Source organism: Paenibacillus motobuensis (assembly GCF_039521865.1).
GTDB lineage: Bacteria > Bacillota > Bacilli > Paenibacillales > Paenibacillaceae > Fontibacillus > Fontibacillus motobuensis.
In genome coordinates, this window is record NZ_BAAACX010000007.1 from 461,514 (window position 1) to 477,641 (window position 16,128).

Consider the following 16,128-nt stretch of genomic DNA (forward strand, 5'->3'; position numbering starts at 1 on the left):
ATACAGAGACTTGAGCCGTAATTTATCGATCATTACATATGGCTCTTGATCAGAGGAGGTTGCTTATGAGGTCAGTTATTCTAGTTATCGATGATGATGAGAAAATCACTTCAATGCTGCGGCGTGGCCTGGCATTTGAAGGGTATGATGTATATACGGCCCAAAATGGTGCGGAGGGCTTATCTATGGTGATGACGGCAGAGCCGGATATGATCATCCTGGATGTGATGATGCCGAAGGTGGATGGCTTCGAGGTGTGCCGAAGATTGCGCGAAGGCGGTAGTACGGTGCCAGTGCTAATGCTGACGGCCAAGGATGAAGTGGAGAGTCGCGTTAAGGGGTTAGACACTGGGGCGGACGACTATTTAGTGAAGCCGTTTGCTCTTGAGGAGTTGTTGGCCCGGGTCCGTGCGCTGCTCAGACGGAAAGATCAAGGGGGCGGCGAGACCGGCGAGCATCGCTTGATCTTTGAGGATATTATTATGGATCTTGATTCACGGGAAGTCATTCGTGGCGGGGAGAGACTGGAGCTGACTGCGAAGGAATTCGATCTGCTGCATCTGTTCATGCAGAATCCGAAGCGCCTCCTGACTAGAGATCTGATTATGGATAAAATTTGGGGCTATGATTACAGCGGCGAGTCCAATGTACTTGAGGTCTATATTGCCATGCTGAGGCAGAAGACGGAGGAGTTCGGCGGTAAACGCATTATTCAGACGATTCGCGGAGCCGGTTACATTCTGAGAGGAGACTAAGAGCATGTCGATAAGATTACGGCTCACGGCTTGGTATACTAGCATATTAGCAGTCGTATTGATATTGTTCGGTGCTTCGTTCTATGGATTGGTACGCTTCTATACGTATCAGGAAGTAAAGAATCGGCTGGAGGAGCAGGCTAATCGGATTCAAACTTTAATTTTGGATCCAGTGAATCTGGACATCTCTTTAGAGCCTAGCCAAAATAATCGCTTGGAAGATGCGCAAATTTTTGCGCAAATCTATAACGATGTAAAGAAGAGTATTAACCGATCGAATAATATGCAGGAATTAAATCTTCAATTTCCGCTACCTAAGGGGCCGCTTAAAAATGGTAATGGATATCAGAGCATTCGGATCGGTGAAAATTCATTTTTACTGTATCAGACTGTTTTACAGTTTAAAAATACGAATATTGGTCTTCTTCAACTTGGTGCCTATACCGGGGCTGAGGAACGTTTGCTGGGGTTGGTCAGAAGTGTGTTATTATTTGGGTCATCGATTTCGCTTATTTTTGCCGCTACACTGGGTATGTTCCTGGCTCGTCAGTCTATGGCGCCGATCGGTAAAGTTATTGAGGCAGCTAACGGAATCCAGACTGGAAATGATCTGAGTGTACGAATAGATTATGAGGGTCCGGACGATGAGATTGGCCAATTGATTGGGACGGTCAATCGAATGTTAGAGCGCACCGAGGGATTCTATAACGAGCTGGATGAGGCTTATTTAGCTCAGCGCCGCTTTGTCTCCGATGCCTCTCATGAACTGAGGACGCCGCTGACGACGATACGTGGTAATGTTGATCTGTTGCAGAAGATGTGGGGCCAGGGCGGTGAAAAACGGGTAGAGTTGGATGAAGAGCAGAAGCGGATCTATACGTTGGAGGCGATTACGGACATCGCCGATGAATCTCGGCGGATGAGTAGTCTAGTCAACGATTTGCTGTCGCTTGCTCGTGCCGATGCTGGTAAGACCATTAACAAAGAACCGCTTGCTCTCTCTCCGTTAATAGAAGAGGTCATACGCAGAGCGCAATTCCTTCCCCGCAATGCAGCCTGGCTGCAAGGAAATCTTGAAGCGATTAAGGGTGTCACTGTGATGGGGAATAAGGATTATTTGCAGCAGCTGTTGTTCATCTTTATTGAGAATGCCTTCAAATACACGCCTGAGGGCAGCGTAACGATCGATGCGGCCAGACAGGGAGAACAGATTGGTATCCGCATTACGGATACAGGCATAGGAATGGATAAGAGCGAGATCCCGCATATCTTCGAGAGATTCTATCGGGCTGATCCTTCCCGCGGTGTTATCCAGGGAGTCGGGCTCGGATTATCAATTGCAAAATGGATTATCGATGAGCATGATGGATCGGTTGAAGTAGTTACCAAGCTGGGCGAAGGGACTTCTTTTATCATCTGGCTTCCAGCTCTCTTTAATGCCTTGCCGGAATAGGCTATAATAGGGAGGATTCGTATTATCCGCTTCTCTCCCTAGTAGAGGTTCTAGGAGAAGCGCACGGAAAGAAGGGAATAATTCATGGAAGTGCTCAAAATTACGCCGCGCGGTTATTGCTACGGAGTCGTCGATGCGATGGTGCTGGCCAGACAGGCAGCCCAAAATCTCGATCTTCCGCGGCCTATATATATTCTGGGCATGATTGTTCACAACAGTCATGTGACCCAATCCTTTGAGGATGAGGGCATTATTACGCTGGATGGCCCGAATCGGATGGAAATTCTGAGTCAGGTGGAGAGTGGGACTGTGATCTTCACGGCTCATGGGGTATCTCCAGAGGTCAGAAAGCTGGCTCGTGAGAAAGGGTTGACCACGGTAGATGCGACTTGTCCAGACGTGACCAAGACCCATGTATTGATCAAGGAGAAGGTGGCTGAAGGCTATGAAGTCGTCTACATCGGCAAGAAAGGCCATCCGGAACCGGAAGGTGCGGTCGGTGTCGCTCCTGATAAGGTTCATCTGATTGAGAAGGAAGAGGAGATTGCTGATCTTCATCTGATGTCTGACCGAATCGTCATCACGAATCAGACAACGATGAGCCAGTGGGACATTAAGCATATTATGAAGAAGCTGCTGGAGAAGTACCCAAGGGCTGAGGTGCATAATGAGATCTGCCTGGCCACCCAGATGCGCCAGCAAGCAGTAGCTGAGCAGGCCAGCCAAGCTGACTTAGTTATCGTCGTAGGCGATCCGCGCAGCAATAACTCCAATCGGCTTGCACAAGTATCAGAGGAGATCGCCGGGGTAACGGCATACCGGATTTCTGATGTGTCCGAGATCAAGCAGGAATGGCTGCAGGGAATTAGTAAGGTAGCGGTGACTTCAGGAGCTTCAACGCCAACGCCGATCACTAAGGAAGTCATCAATTATTTGGAGCAGTATAATCCGGATGAACCGTCCACCTGGGAGATCGTCAGGACGGTCAATATGCAGAAGTTGCTTCCTCCGGTTAAGGTTGCCAAGAAATAAAGCTTCATAATCACATACAATGAATCACGGAGCTCTTTCGTTACTTGAGGCTTTGGGATCGGGAACTTTGTATTCGAGCAGTAGTTCGAATTTATTGTCATCGAGTTCTCGTATTCCTGCAACCTTCGGTCGAAGAGCTCCTTTGTTATGCGGTTTTTTAAATACGAGATTCATATTTCTATCTTGATGAAACTCGGGAATCTTGACGGAAGTGGTCCAATAGAGTATATTCTCTTTAACGATTAAAAGCTTAAAAGCGAACAAGCGTTTAAGCGAGACAGTGAAATATTGTTATAGGGGACTATATATAATACCCCTAGATAATGTCAAAGGATAAGGAAAGGATGGAATTATATGATTATAGTAACTTCAAATCGAACATCTGAGGAACGGATTCAGGAGATTATAGCCGTTATTGAGAAAGAGGGATTGCAGGTTCATATTTCACGCGGGGAGGATCGTACAGTGATCGGTCTCATCGGAAGTATTGAACCGAAGCTTGCTGAGCATCTGCGGCAAATGAAGGATGTTGAGAACGTCATTAAAATATCCAAATCATATAAATTGGCGAGCCGTGATTTTCATCCTGAGAATACGGTTATCTCGATCGGAGATGTAAAGATCGGTGGCGGAGATCTGGTCATCATGGGTGGTCCTTGTGCGGTTGAATCTCCGGAACAAATTGATGAGATCGCTGGTCTGGTCAAGGCGGCTGGTGGCCAGGTGCTGCGCGGGGGCGCATTTAAGCCGCGTACGGGTCCTTACAGCTTCCAAGGAATCGGTGTGGAAGGACTTGTGATGATGGCCGAGGCTGGCAAGAAGCATGGCCTGCTGACGATTACGGAAGTCATGACTCCGGAATATGTTGATGTTTGTGCGGAATACGCTGATATTCTCCAGGTCGGCACAAGAAATATGCAAAACTTCGATCTGCTGCGTAAGCTGGGGGCTTGTGGCAAGCCGGTATTGCTCAAGCGGGGCTTCAGCGCTACATACGATGAGTTCCTGAATGCTGCCGAGTACATTCTTGCTGGGGGAAATCCGAATGTGATGCTCTGTGAACGCGGTATTCGTACTTTTGAAACCTATACCCGCAACACGCTGGACTTGTCGGCCATTCCGGTGCTCCAATCGCTTAGTCATTTGCCGGTCATTTCAGACCCGAGCCATGGTACTGGACGGCGCGAGTTGGTTGAGCCAATGACAAAGGCTTCAGTAGCAGCCGGGGCGGATGGACTCATTATTGAGATGCATACCGACCCTGACAATTCGATGACCGGTGATGGCGTGCAGTCCTTATTCCCGGATCAATTTGCCGCCTTGCTGCAAGATCTGGAGAAGTTAGCTCCGATTGTAGGCAAGAGATTCGACACTCCGAAGGTTGCACTACAGAGCTGATCGTTCGTAAAAGATAAATGCTTGGCATTCAATAAACAGGGCTCTCTGTCTTTATGACGGAGGGCCTTTATACTATTTAGCCATAAGTTTGTACTTGGTGTAATAATACCTTATTTATGATGTAAAAATACCTGACATCACTATTGACGGCATAATTTCACGGTTTTATAATGACCTCAGAATAAATCGTAAGCATGAACATTGAATGTGATAATTATATTTAATGTTCGTGATCTGGGGAGGAAACGACATGTCAGCAGAGCTTGTAATGAGAACTATCAAGGAAAAAGGGATCGAATGGGTGGATTTCCGGTTTGTTGATCTGTCTGGCCGGGCTCACCATATTACGCTTCCAGCGAAGCAGGTTGATGAGGATACATTTGTTAATGGAGTAGCTTTTGACGGCTCATCTATTCCCGGGTTCCGAGGGATTGAGGAATCTGACATGGTTATGATGCCGGATCATGGCGCAGTATACGTAGATCCGTTCACCGCCCATCCGACGTTAAACGTATTTTGTGATATTTTCACGCCGGAGGGTGAGAGATATGAGCGCGACCCGCGAAGTATCGCGGTAAGAGCGGAGGAATATTTGCAAGCGAGCGGGATCGGTACGGCCGCTTACTTCGCACCTGAATCGGAATTTTTCATCTTTGATGATGTTCGCTATGAGAATAAGATCAACGGAACCTATTATTCGGTGGATTCCGAGGAAGCGTCTTGGAATTCAGGCCGTACTGAGGAAGGCGGCAATACGGGCTTCAAAATCCCTGTGAAGGGCGGTTATGTACCGGTAGCCCCGGCTGACAAGCAGCAGGACATCCGCAGCGAAATGTGCCGCCTGCTTGAAGAAGCTGGACTTGTGGTGGAGCGTCACCATCATGAAGTGGCGACTGCTGGCCAGGCCGAGATCAATTTCCGCTTCGACACACTGCTGAAAACGGCGGATAATCTGATGGTCTATAAATATATCGTTCACAATACGGCGATTCACTATGGCAAGACAGCGACCTTCATGCCGAAGCCGCTCTTCGGCGATAATGGTAGCGGGATGCATGTGCATCAATCGATCTTCAATGGCGATACTCCTCTGTTCTATGAAAAAGGGGCGTATGCAAACCTGAGTGAGACTGCACTGCATTATATCGGCGGCATTCTGTATCATGCTCCGGCACTGATCGCCTTCACCAATCCGAGTACCAACTCCTTCAAGCGTCTAGTTCCAGGGTACGAGGCTCCGGTCAACCTCGTATATTCCAAAGGTAACCGTTCCGCAGCCGTACGGATACCGGTCGCCGCTGTAACGCCGAAAGGCTGCCGCATCGAATTCCGGACCCCGGACTCTACCGCTAATCCGTATTTGGCGTTCTCAGCGATGCTGATGGCTGGGCTGGATGGGATCAAGCGCAAGATCGATCCGGTCAAGGAAGGCTACGGTCCCTTCGATAAAAATATTTATGAACTGTCCAGAGCGGAGAAGGAAGGTATCCGCAGTGTACCGGGTTCGCTTGAGGAAGCGCTGAATGCGCTTGAGGCGGACAGCGAGTTCCTGACCGCAGGAGGGGTGTTCACGAACGAATTCATTGCTAACTATATTGAATTCAAGCGGGCTGAGGCCAGAGCGGTAGCGATACGTGTTCATCCTTATGAATTCGGCCTATATTATGATTTGTAGAATCGAATCTAGCTTCCAATGATAGAAGATGATGAAGCTCTCCATGGACCGGAATAGGTTTAGGGGAGCTTCTTCTTTTTTATTCTGATCATAATAAATCTCAGATTATGTGTTCCAGATTCGTGAACATCCCTTTACATCAGAGAGCTTGGAATGAGATAATAGACAAAACGAAACCGGTTTCGAATCAAAGAGCAATTATTCATGAGGAGGAAGATGGGATGAAGGCAAGGGGATGGCAATATGCGGGGAAGCAAGGGGTGTTCAAACTTGAACAGCCGGAGAGTTATAGCTATTTGTATTTTCCGTTAGTCAATGAGGCAGGGATGATGTCATCGATCACTCCGAATTTGCATGGGCAGATCACATCCGGCCATAACAGCTTCCTGACGGAGCCTGTATCGGCCGAGGCATTACACAATTCAAAGGCAGCACGGAATTTCTGGATTTACACAGAGAAGGAAGGGGCTTGGTCCGTCAGCGGCAATTCTGCGAAGCAGAACGCTCAACAATTTGCCGAGGGCCGCGAGTACAGCCAGGTGGAGGCCGGATTTCTATGGCATTGCGTCACACGCAAGCATGGCATGCTTCCGCTAACTGCAGAGACGATGAACTTTGTCCCGGTTACTGAAGATCAAGTTGAATTAATGAAGGTGAAGCTCACGAATACGGGGGATACTCCTATCCGCTTCACTGCCACAGCGGCGATTCCGTTGTACGGACGTTCAGCCGATGACCTTCGCGACCACCGGCATGTGACCTCCCTGCTGCATCGCATCTATACATCTACATATGGCATTGAGGTACAGCCCTCGTTGTCCTTTGATGAACGGGGACATCGGGTCAATAAAGTCACCTATAGCGTGCTTGGGGCAGAGGATCATGGCAAGCGTCCTTCGGGCTTCTTCCCGGTGAACGAGGACTTCATTGGAGAAGGAGGGGCGCTAGATTGGCCAGAGGCTGTCGTTCTTAACCGAAAAGCGCAGGCAGGTCCCGACGTCCATTTCGAAGGTTATGAAGCGGTCGGCGGCTTGAGATTTGAAGAGGTGGAACTAGCCGCAGGTGAGTCGAAGTCCTATATTATTGCGATGTTGATTACTGGGGAACGAATTAGCGACGAAGAGTACGCGACAAAATATTTATCCGAGGCCCGCTTTGATAATTTACTCGCACAGAACGAGCGTTATTGGCGCGAGAAGCTGGATACGATCATCTTCCATTCCGGGGATGAGGAACAGGATCTATGGATGAGATGGGTGACATTGCAGCCGGTTTTGCGGCGCCTCTATGGTAATTCGTTTCTCCCTTACCATGATTATGGCCGCGGTGGCCGGGGCTGGCGCGATTTATGGCAGGACTGTCTTGCGCTGATGGTTATGGAGCCTGCGGAGGTTCGTTATTTGCTGCTGAACAATTATGCCGGGGTACGCATCGATGGAAGCAACGCGACGATCATTGGGGCTAGGCCAGGGGAATTTATCGCCGATCGCAACAATATCCCGCGCGTGTGGATGGACCATGGTGCCTGGCCTCTGCTCACGACAATGCTGTATATTCATCAAAGCGGGGATCTCGATTTTCTGCTGCAGTTACAGACCTATTTCCGGGACAGCTTCACTGAGCGCTCCAAGGGACGGGACACAAGCTGGCTGCCGGAACAGGGCAACAAGCTGTTGACTGGCGAAGGGGATATCTATGAAGGGACGATTTTGGAGCATATTTTGCTGCAGAATCTGGTTCCGTTCTTTAATGTCGGGGAACACAACAATATCAAGCTGGAGGGAGCGGACTGGAACGACGGACTTGATCTGGCCCCGAACCGCGGGGAGAGCGTCGCTTTTACCGCCTTCTATGCCAGCAATTTGCTGGAATTGTCCGATCTGCTCTTGCAGTTGAAGCATAGATCGGGAATAAATACGATCAAGTTAGCCCAAGAGATCGCTAGACTGCTGGACAGCTTGTCACATCCGATCTCTTATGATAGCACAACATCGAAGCTCGCTCTGTTGGACAGCTACTATCAATCAATCGTACCGACCGTAAGCGGTAAGTTCGTCGAACTAAGCATTGAGGATGTGGCGCAAGACCTTAAGCTTAAAGCGGAATGGATGATCACGCATCTTCGTCGCAACGAATGGGTGACTAGCCAGGAAGGTTATGCATGGTTCAACGGCTACTATAACAATGATGGCGAGCGTGTTGAGGGGGACCATCCTGAGGGAGTCAGAATGACTTTGACGGGGCAAGTGTTCACTATCATGGGCGGAGTAGCAACCGATGAACAGGTCGATAAAATCCATGCCGCAGTAGAGCGATACCTGAAGGATGAGCGCATCGGCTATCGCCTGAACTCACGATTTGGAGGCGTTCAGCAAAATCTCGGCCGCGCCTTTGGCTTTGCCTTTGGTCATAAAGAGAACGGGGCGATGTTCAGCCATATGACGGTCATGTATGCCAATGCCTTGTATAAACGTGGATATGTACAGGAGGGCTACCAGGTTCTAGACTCAATATATCGGTTATCCAGTGATTTTGCCGTTAGTAAAATGTACCCGGGTGTACCGGAGTATATTAACGAACGGGGCAGAGGGATGTATACGTACTTGACGGGCTCAGCCAGCTGGCTGTTGTTGACACAGCTTACGGAAGTGTACGGGGTGAAGGGGTACTACGGTGATTTACTGTTGGAACCGAAGCTGATGAGAACGCAATTCGATGCTGAGGGCGCAGCTTCTGTCGAGACACTGTTCGCCGGGCGGACGCTGGAGGTCGTCTATCACAATCCGCAGCAAATTGATTACGGTCAATATCGTATAGGTTCGGTAAAAATAAATGGCCAGCAGGCAGACCTCAAAATGAATGGAATGGGTTGCCTCATTTCGCGGGAGCTGCTGGACGTGCTGTCGGAGCAGGGCAATCAAGTCATTGAAGTGCTGCTAGAACGAATTCCATAGTATAGAAGCGCAGGGAGCGCAGTCTTAGGACTGCGCTCTCTCTTCAAATTTCCGGATGATTCCGACGATAACCTCGGTTGCCTTGATCATACTATTCACGGAAATGTATTCGAATTTGCCGTGGAAGTTCTCACCGCCGGCGAACAGATTCGGCGTAGGCAGTCCCATGTAAGAGAGCTGAGAGCCATCAGTACCGCCGCGAATCGGGGTGATGATCGGTTCGATCTTCAATTCTTTCATAACTTCGGCGGCTACGTTTACGATATCGATAACAGGCTCGATTTTCTCGCGCATATTGTAATATTGATCGCGCAGGTCAAGGTTAATTCGCTCAGGACCATATTTCGCCTTCAGCTCTTCGGCGATGCTCTGCATTTTGGCCTTGCGGGCCTCGAATTGTTCGCGGTCAAAATCGCGAATGATGTAATGCAGCCGTGTCTGCTCGACATCGCCCTGGATTGAGGACAGATGGTAGAAGCCATCATAGCCATCGGTATATTCAGGGGCTTCCGCCGCAGGCAGCATGGCGTGGAATTCCATCGCAATCTTGGCGGAATTGACCATCTTGCCCTTCGCTGATCCGGGATGAACACTGACCCCTTTGCAGGTTACTTTGGCTGCAGCAGCGTTAAAACTTTCGTACTCCAGCTCGCCTAATGGCCCGCCATCCACCGTGTAGGCAAATTCAGCCCCGAAGGCATCGACATCGAAGCGGTCTGGACCGCGGCCGATCTCCTCATCCGGTGTGAAGGCGACGCGGATCGTGCCATGCTTGATCTCCGGATGCTGGATCAAATAGTTCATCGCGGTCATAATCTCGGCGATGCCGGCCTTATCATCTGCGCCAAGCAGGCTCGTACCATCGGTTGTAATGAGCGTATGGCCTTTGTAATGACTTAGCTCGGGGAAGTCACGCGGAGACAATACGATATCACCGGGTTCATTCAATAAGATATCTCCGCCATCATAGGATTCTAGGATCTGCGGCTGAACGTTAGCGCCACTGAAGTCGGTAGCGGTATCTAGATGAGCCAGGAAACCGATGACGGGAACATCTTTTACCGTATTGCCCGGCAGGGTTGCCATGACATAACCGTTGTCATCAAGACTGATATCCTCCATGCCGATGGCTTCCAGCTCCTCCACGAGCTGTCTGGCCAACGTGAGCTGCCCTGGTGTAGATGGGCAGACCAGATTGTCCTCGTTGGATTGGGTATCGACTTTAACATAAGAAGTAAACCTGTTGATAAGCTCGTCTCTCATCAAAATAGCCCCTTTTCATCGATTTAATCATTATTAAATTCGTGTTTAAACCTCTATTAAGTAAATTGTATCAAACCAGGAGGGGGGATGAAAGTATATCCAAATTTAGCGGCATAAGAAGAGCCGGGCAGTGGTTAATATACCGCTACCCGGCTCTTCTTTATGCCGTAATCATATCGTTTGATTTTTGGAGTGTCTTAGCCTTTTACAGCTCCGGCTACAACGCCTTTGACGATGTGCTTCTGCAGGAACATGAACACGATGATCGATGGCAGAACGGCCATAACCATCGCCGTCATGGCATATTGCCAGTCCGACGTGTATTGTCCGACAAAGGTGTAGGCAGCCAGTGTCAATGTCTTCGTGGTCGGCGATCCGTTAACCATCAGGAGTGGAAGCAGGAAGTCATTCCAGATCCACATAACATCAATAATAATGATCGTCGTCGTTACCGACTTCAAGAGAGGGAATATAACCTGGAAGAATAGCCGGAAGCCGGAGGCGCCGTCAATCTTGGCACTCTCATCGATCTCATTCGGAATTCCCTTCACAAAGCCGTGATAGATGAACATAGCCAGCGGTGCGCCAAAGCCCCAGTATAGAATCCCAAGTCCCCATGTACTTTCGGAGAGGTGAAAAGTCTTGGACATTTGCAATACAGACAGCATGATTGATTGAAACGGGATAAGCATCGGTGTAATACAAAGGAAATAAATCAGAGTACTCAACTTTGATTTTGTTCTGGCTAGCTTATAAGCAGCGATAGAGGAAATTAAGATAATCCCAGCTAAACCTAATACAGTAATGATCGTATTATTCAAGAACAATCGTGGGTAATTAATATATTTCCATACATAGCTATAGTTCTCGAAGGTTAGTTTTTTTGGCAAAGCAATAACATCCGTCATGACTTCTGAGAAATTTTTCAAAGAGTTGATAATGGTCAAGAATAATGGATACAAGAACAATAGTGAGAGAATGACCATAACTACTTCAAAGATGATAAGCCCTGCTTTTTTGTTCTTCATTATGCCTCAACCTCCCTGCGCTTGAAGATCGTTAATTGAATCACCGTGATGATCAGCACGGCCACGAACAGAATCAACGCCTTGGCAGAACCATAGCCATACAGGTTGTTCTGGAACGTATCACGATAAATATCATATGCGACACTATATGTAGTACCGCCTGGTCCACCGCCTGTTAGGGACAGGATCACATCGAACACTTTGATGGAGTTTGTTAATGCCATGAACACGGAAATGGTGATGGACGGTGCAAGCAGCGGAAGCGTAATACTGAAGAAACGACGAACTGGTCCTGCACCATCTACTCTTGCAGCTTCCTTCAGATCTTCCGGTACCGATTGCAGACCGGCGATATAAATAACGAGGTAGAAACCTACAGATTGCCAAATTGAGACAAGCAGTACCGAGATAAAAGCTAGATTCTGCTCACCGAGCCAACTGAGCTTGAAGATCCCCCAGCCTGTACTCGCCCCTAATGATTCGAAGCCTTGCATGAAAATGAATTTCCAGATAAATCCGACGATAACCAGACTAAGAATGTAAGGAATAAAGAAGGCAGCTCTTAGCCAGGTGGTGCTCTTCAATTTCATATCTAGAACCAGAGCCAGCAATATCGCCAGTACGTTCACAAGCACGATGTACAGAATCGCATATTTAATCGTGAACCAGCTTGCATTCATGAAGTTGGTGTCACCGCTGAAAATTTGCTTGAAATTGTCCAGCCCTACAAATTTCGGGTGTTTGGAAATCCCATTCCACTTGGTTAACGAATATCGAATCGTCATGATAAAAGGATAATAGAATACAGCAATCACACTGATCAGAACAGGCAGCGTAAAAGCCCCGAATTCCAGCCTTTCAGTCCACTTTCTCCCCGTTTTTAACATATCGCACCTCTTTTTCGTAACGTTTTTTAAGACAACCTTTTTAAGACAAGAGAGTATTTGGATTTATATACACTCTGTCGTTTTTAGCTACAATCGATTATAATTCAGCAAAGAATATGTCTAAATGGACATAAGAAAACAGTTAAGGGTAAAAAGGTAAACTATAGCGCTGTATAGAGGAGGAACAGCAATGATAAAAAGGTTATCAGCTGCTATAAAAGCGTTTACAGATAGGATATCCCGCAGACTGGTCAATAAGCTTATTCTGCTTTTTACGTCAATGATCATTCTTATTGTGGGCTCGCTTACGGTCATATCCTATCAAATGCTCCAGAAGGAAGCGGTCAATAACAGCATTGATAGTACGACGAACAATCTAATGCTCGTAAACCAGAAGCTAGAGGATTATTTGGATGGAATTGAAGAATTCTCGCTTCCTTACAACAAATATGACGATATTATTCGGGCGGTCATACGTGAAAGCGATGACTATGCTTCGAAAATGTATCTTGAAGATTATTTACGGGATATGTTCTTCAGTCGTAAAGATCTGGAGAGCATCTATTTGTATTTGATCGATCAACATAAATATTATTCGATTACCCGAGAGGCTTACAATATTACGGTCCGGGTCGGCTATCAAGAAGGAATCGACAAGCAGCCATGGTATCAAGAAGCGATGAACAGCCCGCAAAATCGTTCTTACCAATCATTTGTCGCGCCTGGTGCTAAAAGCGGTTACAAGATGGAGACTGAGCCGAAATTTATGGGTTATCATCGCGTGCTGCGCTCTATTGCTTCGCGTGAGCCTAGAGCCGTTCTATCATTCTATTTGAAGCCAACGGTGAAAGATGTCATTATAAACGATATTCCATTTGAGGAAGGGGAGCATCTGATGTTCCTGGGTCCGGATAATGTTCCTTTTCATATGGATGATCTGGATACTTATGAAGCGATCAGCTCGGCAGAATGGTTTCGGACGATCAGCGATAAGGCGGCGCGTCCTGTTACCTGGAAGGATGGTGATAAGCGCTACCTCGTTGTATACGATATCGGGAAACAGGATGGCTGGAAGTTGGTCAAGCCGATTCCTTACAGCACCATTTATAAGGCCGCAACCAAAGCGAGAAATTTGAGCTATATCATCGGCATAATATTTCTGTTTATTTCGGTTATTCTCGTTACCCTTACTTCGAATGCGATTACAAAACCGCTAAATCGGCTTTCTAAGCATATGCGCCAGTTCAGTGAGGGGACGTTCGATGTGGAAGCACCGGTGCAAGGGAAGGATGAGATCGCTTATTTAACCCGTCGTTTCAATCAGATGGTGCGGCGGACCAATGATTTGATCAATGAACGCTACCGCATGAAGTTGGTGGAGAAGAATGCGATTCTAAAAGCGCTGGAAGCGGAAATTAATCCTCATTTCCTCTATAATGCACTTCAGGCCATATCAACCAAAGCCTTAAAGAGCGGAAATGATGATGTTGCTGATATGGTAGACGCCTTGGCCTTAACGCTGCGATACAGCATCAGCGGTAAAGATATAATCTATGCAAGAGAAGAGCTTAAACATATTGAGAGATATTTGGCGCTGCAAAGCGCAAGATTCGGCAGCCGGCTTCAAGTGAATATTGATTGGGATGAGTCGTTGATGGAGCTGCAAATTCCTAAGCTATCCCTACAATCACTGGTGGAGAATTCGATTAAGCACGCGGTCGAGAAGGTGTCCGCGCCGATTACGATTGAAATCAAGGCCAAGGTTAGCGAGAGCTTTGCATTGATCTCGGTCTATGACGACGGGCCGGGTATTCCTCGGGACAGGCTTGAGCAAATTTTACGTACTCTGGAAGTCGAGTGGGAGGAGCAGGAAGGAGAGAATATCGGATTGAAAAATTTGAATACTCGCCTGAAGCTACTGTATGGCGATCCATATGGGCTAACGATTCATAGCGACGAGTCCGGGACTGAAATGACGATGAGAATACCACGGGGAGGCGCGGGCTATGTATAAAGTATTGATCATTGATGATGAGGAGCCGCTACGCGAGGCTATCAAAATATTGGGAGACTGGGAGGGACTCCAGGTCGATGAAGTATGGGAGGCAACCGACGGAGTAGTTGGGCTGGATTTGCTTGGCAAGCACCGTCCAGATCTGGTCATGCTGGATATGAAGATGCCGGAGCTGAATGGGGTCGAGTTTCTACGGATCGTAGAGCGCGACTACCCCGAGTTGCTGACGATCGTGATCAGCGGGTATAACGATTTTGAATTTACGAGACAGGCGATCCATTCCAAGGTCGTCGATTATTTGCTCAAGCCGATTAATCGGCAGGATCTTAATCAAGCGCTCCGCAAGGCGATAAATGTGCTGGAAGCGAAGCGGCAGAGCCATAGCGAACTAATCACTAGGAATATCGCCTTCAACATGTCTTTGCCCAAGCTGAAGGAGAAAATTTATTTGTCGATTATCGAACGCTCCTTTAAGCAACAGAACAATCTCGCTTTTCTCCCACTAATCGGCGCGGATCGAGAAGATAACCACTTTGGTGCGCTCGTATTAAAATTACTAAACATGCAGGTCGTGCGTGACAAACGATTCAATCGGGATTCCGAATTGCTATATTTCGCTGTGGCGAACGTGATTAACGAAGTCGCCATGGATGATACGATCTGCTTCAGCTTTTCCGATCCGAGGAAGGATGGGGAAATTATCGCTGTATTTACGATGCGAGGCGGGTATCCGGAGGATTTGGCTTTCCGAGCTGATTTCCTGATGAGAAAAGTAGGACAGATGCTAAGCGAGTTGTTTGGGATTGTATCGGTGGCAGGAATCGGACAAGTGTATGAACAAGTCTCCAAACTGGCGGATTCCTATGAGGAAGCGAGAGCTGCGATTTATGGATTTAATCTGCTTAAGCTGAAGGGAGTGAACGCCTTTGCTTCTAAGGAGAAGACAGGCCATTCCGAGGTGTTGTCCTTTACGAATCGGATGACGGCTATACGAAATGCTCTGGAGTCCGCAAACATAAATCACGGGAAGATCATTCTGAGTGAGTTGACGCAAAAAATTAGGGAGGCTGATTATTTCGCGATCGGCGAAGCGGAGCGGGCAATCCGCGAAATGATCGTTCTATTTAACGATATGGCGATAGATTTGGGCGTGGCCTCGGATCATTTGCTCGCCATCGGTTCACGTAGTTCGTTTGCTACCGCCGGTCTATTCACAGACTTTGCGACTTTAGGAGAATACGAACAACTGCTTGCACGAATTCTTGAATTCTATGGCGACCGGATCCGTGAGGCGATGGCGAGCAATCGTCCGTTTAACATCGAGGACATTAAGGAATATATCGATCAGCACTATTTTGAAGATATCAAAATCTCCATGTTCACGGATAAATATTATCTTAGTCGAGAATACCTGATGAAACTGTTCAAGCAGCAATTCGGATTCGGGATTCATGAGTATATGCAGAAGGTGAGGATGGATAAGGCCTGCATGCTGTTGGATGATTCTGCTCTGAAAATTCAGGAAATATCTGAAATGCTGGGGTATAAAGATAAAAATTATTTCAGTAAGGCATTTCGCAATTATTATGGCGAATCACCTACGGAATATCGAAATGGAAGAGCAGGGGATAAAAAGTGAACAACCAGATAACAACACTTTTTTACCCTT

General features: G+C 47.6%; 11 protein-coding genes. 8 read left to right on the forward strand and 3 right to left on the reverse strand.

Annotation, left to right across the window (positions count from 1 at the left end):
• Window positions 1-65 precede the first annotated feature (65 nt).
• The 6 genes from ABD014_RS07280 (at window position 66) to ABD014_RS07305 (ending at window position 9,267) form a co-directional block, all read left to right on the forward strand.
• On the forward strand, window positions 66-755 hold the full coding sequence (locus tag ABD014_RS07280) for a response regulator transcription factor (protein WP_343859268.1): 690 nt from the start codon (window positions 66-68) through the stop codon (window positions 753-755).
• Window positions 756-759: 4 nt separating this feature from the next.
• Window positions 760-2,208: a sensor histidine kinase gene (locus tag ABD014_RS07285; protein WP_343859270.1), complete on the forward strand. Its 1,449-nt coding sequence runs from the start codon at window positions 760-762 to the stop codon at window positions 2,206-2,208.
• An 84-nt stretch (window positions 2,209-2,292) separates the two neighbouring features.
• Entirely contained in the window at window positions 2,293-3,240 is a 948-nt protein-coding gene (locus tag ABD014_RS07290) for a 4-hydroxy-3-methylbut-2-enyl diphosphate reductase (protein WP_343859273.1), read from the forward strand.
• 354 nt (window positions 3,241-3,594) lie between these two features.
• Complete coding sequence (aroF, locus tag ABD014_RS07295; RefSeq protein WP_343859276.1) at window positions 3,595-4,638, forward strand: 3-deoxy-7-phosphoheptulonate synthase; 1,044 nt, start codon at window positions 3,595-3,597, stop codon at window positions 4,636-4,638.
• A gap of 250 nt (window positions 4,639-4,888) precedes the next feature.
• The gene (gene glnA / locus ABD014_RS07300; RefSeq protein ID WP_343859279.1) at window positions 4,889-6,313 is read left to right on the forward strand and encodes a type I glutamate--ammonia ligase; all 1,425 of its coding nucleotides are present in this window, start codon (window positions 4,889-4,891) and stop codon (window positions 6,311-6,313) included.
• Window positions 6,314-6,534: 221 nt separating this feature from the next.
• Window positions 6,535-9,267, forward strand: a complete 2,733-nt coding sequence (locus ABD014_RS07305; protein ID WP_343859281.1) for a GH36-type glycosyl hydrolase domain-containing protein — start codon at window positions 6,535-6,537, stop codon at window positions 9,265-9,267.
• A 24-nt stretch (window positions 9,268-9,291) separates the two neighbouring features.
• On the opposite strand, the gene pepT is transcribed toward ABD014_RS07305, so the two are convergent.
• The 3 genes from pepT to ABD014_RS07320 form a co-directional block, all read right to left on the reverse strand.
• Window positions 9,292-10,530 (reverse strand): peptidase T, encoded by a 1,239-nt coding sequence (gene pepT, locus ABD014_RS07310; protein WP_343859284.1) that lies wholly within the window; start codon window positions 10,528-10,530, stop codon window positions 9,292-9,294.
• Window positions 10,531-10,727: 197 nt separating this feature from the next.
• Window positions 10,728-11,558, reverse strand: coding sequence for a carbohydrate ABC transporter permease (locus ABD014_RS07315; RefSeq protein WP_343859287.1), 831 nt, complete (start codon window positions 11,556-11,558; stop codon window positions 10,728-10,730).
• Window positions 11,558-12,445: a carbohydrate ABC transporter permease gene (locus tag ABD014_RS07320; RefSeq protein WP_343859290.1), complete on the reverse strand. Its 888-nt coding sequence runs from the start codon at window positions 12,443-12,445 to the stop codon at window positions 11,558-11,560. The genes ABD014_RS07315 and ABD014_RS07320 overlap by 1 nt, the downstream gene beginning before the upstream one ends.
• Window positions 12,446-12,635: 190 nt before the next feature.
• Here ABD014_RS07320 and ABD014_RS07325 point away from each other — a divergent pair, with 190 nt between their 5' ends.
• Together ABD014_RS07325 and ABD014_RS07330 are read left to right on the forward strand one after the other, a co-directional pair.
• Window positions 12,636-14,459, forward strand: a complete 1,824-nt coding sequence (locus ABD014_RS07325) for a sensor histidine kinase (RefSeq protein ID WP_343859293.1) — start codon at window positions 12,636-12,638, stop codon at window positions 14,457-14,459.
• On the forward strand, window positions 14,452-16,098 hold the full coding sequence (locus tag ABD014_RS07330; protein ID WP_343859296.1) for a response regulator: 1,647 nt from the start codon (window positions 14,452-14,454) through the stop codon (window positions 16,096-16,098). The genes ABD014_RS07325 and ABD014_RS07330 overlap by 8 nt, the downstream gene beginning before the upstream one ends.
• Window positions 16,099-16,128: the final 30 nt, after the last annotated feature.

Coding starts and splice junctions, on each gene's coding strand:
- pepT (WP_343859284.1), bottom strand. CDS start 10,530: ATGAGAGACGAGCTTATCAACAGGTTTACTTCTTATGTTAAAGTCGAT.
- ABD014_RS07315 (WP_343859287.1), bottom strand. CDS start 11,558: ATGAAGAACAAAAAAGCAGGGCTTATCATCTTTGAAGTAGTTATGGTC.
- glnA (WP_343859279.1), top strand. CDS start 4,889: ATGTCAGCAGAGCTTGTAATGAGAACTATCAAGGAAAAAGGGATCGAA.
- ABD014_RS07325 (WP_343859293.1), top strand. CDS start 12,636: ATGATAAAAAGGTTATCAGCTGCTATAAAAGCGTTTACAGATAGGATA.
- ABD014_RS07290 (WP_343859273.1), top strand. CDS start 2,293: ATGGAAGTGCTCAAAATTACGCCGCGCGGTTATTGCTACGGAGTCGTC.
- ABD014_RS07285 (WP_343859270.1), top strand. CDS start 760: ATGTCGATAAGATTACGGCTCACGGCTTGGTATACTAGCATATTAGCA.
- ABD014_RS07280 (WP_343859268.1), top strand. CDS start 66: ATGAGGTCAGTTATTCTAGTTATCGATGATGATGAGAAAATCACTTCA.
- ABD014_RS07330 (WP_343859296.1), top strand. CDS start 14,452: ATGTATAAAGTATTGATCATTGATGATGAGGAGCCGCTACGCGAGGCT.
- ABD014_RS07320 (WP_343859290.1), bottom strand. CDS start 12,445: ATGTTAAAAACGGGGAGAAAGTGGACTGAAAGGCTGGAATTCGGGGCT.
- aroF (WP_343859276.1), top strand. CDS start 3,595: ATGATTATAGTAACTTCAAATCGAACATCTGAGGAACGGATTCAGGAG.
- ABD014_RS07305 (WP_343859281.1), top strand. CDS start 6,535: ATGAAGGCAAGGGGATGGCAATATGCGGGGAAGCAAGGGGTGTTCAAA.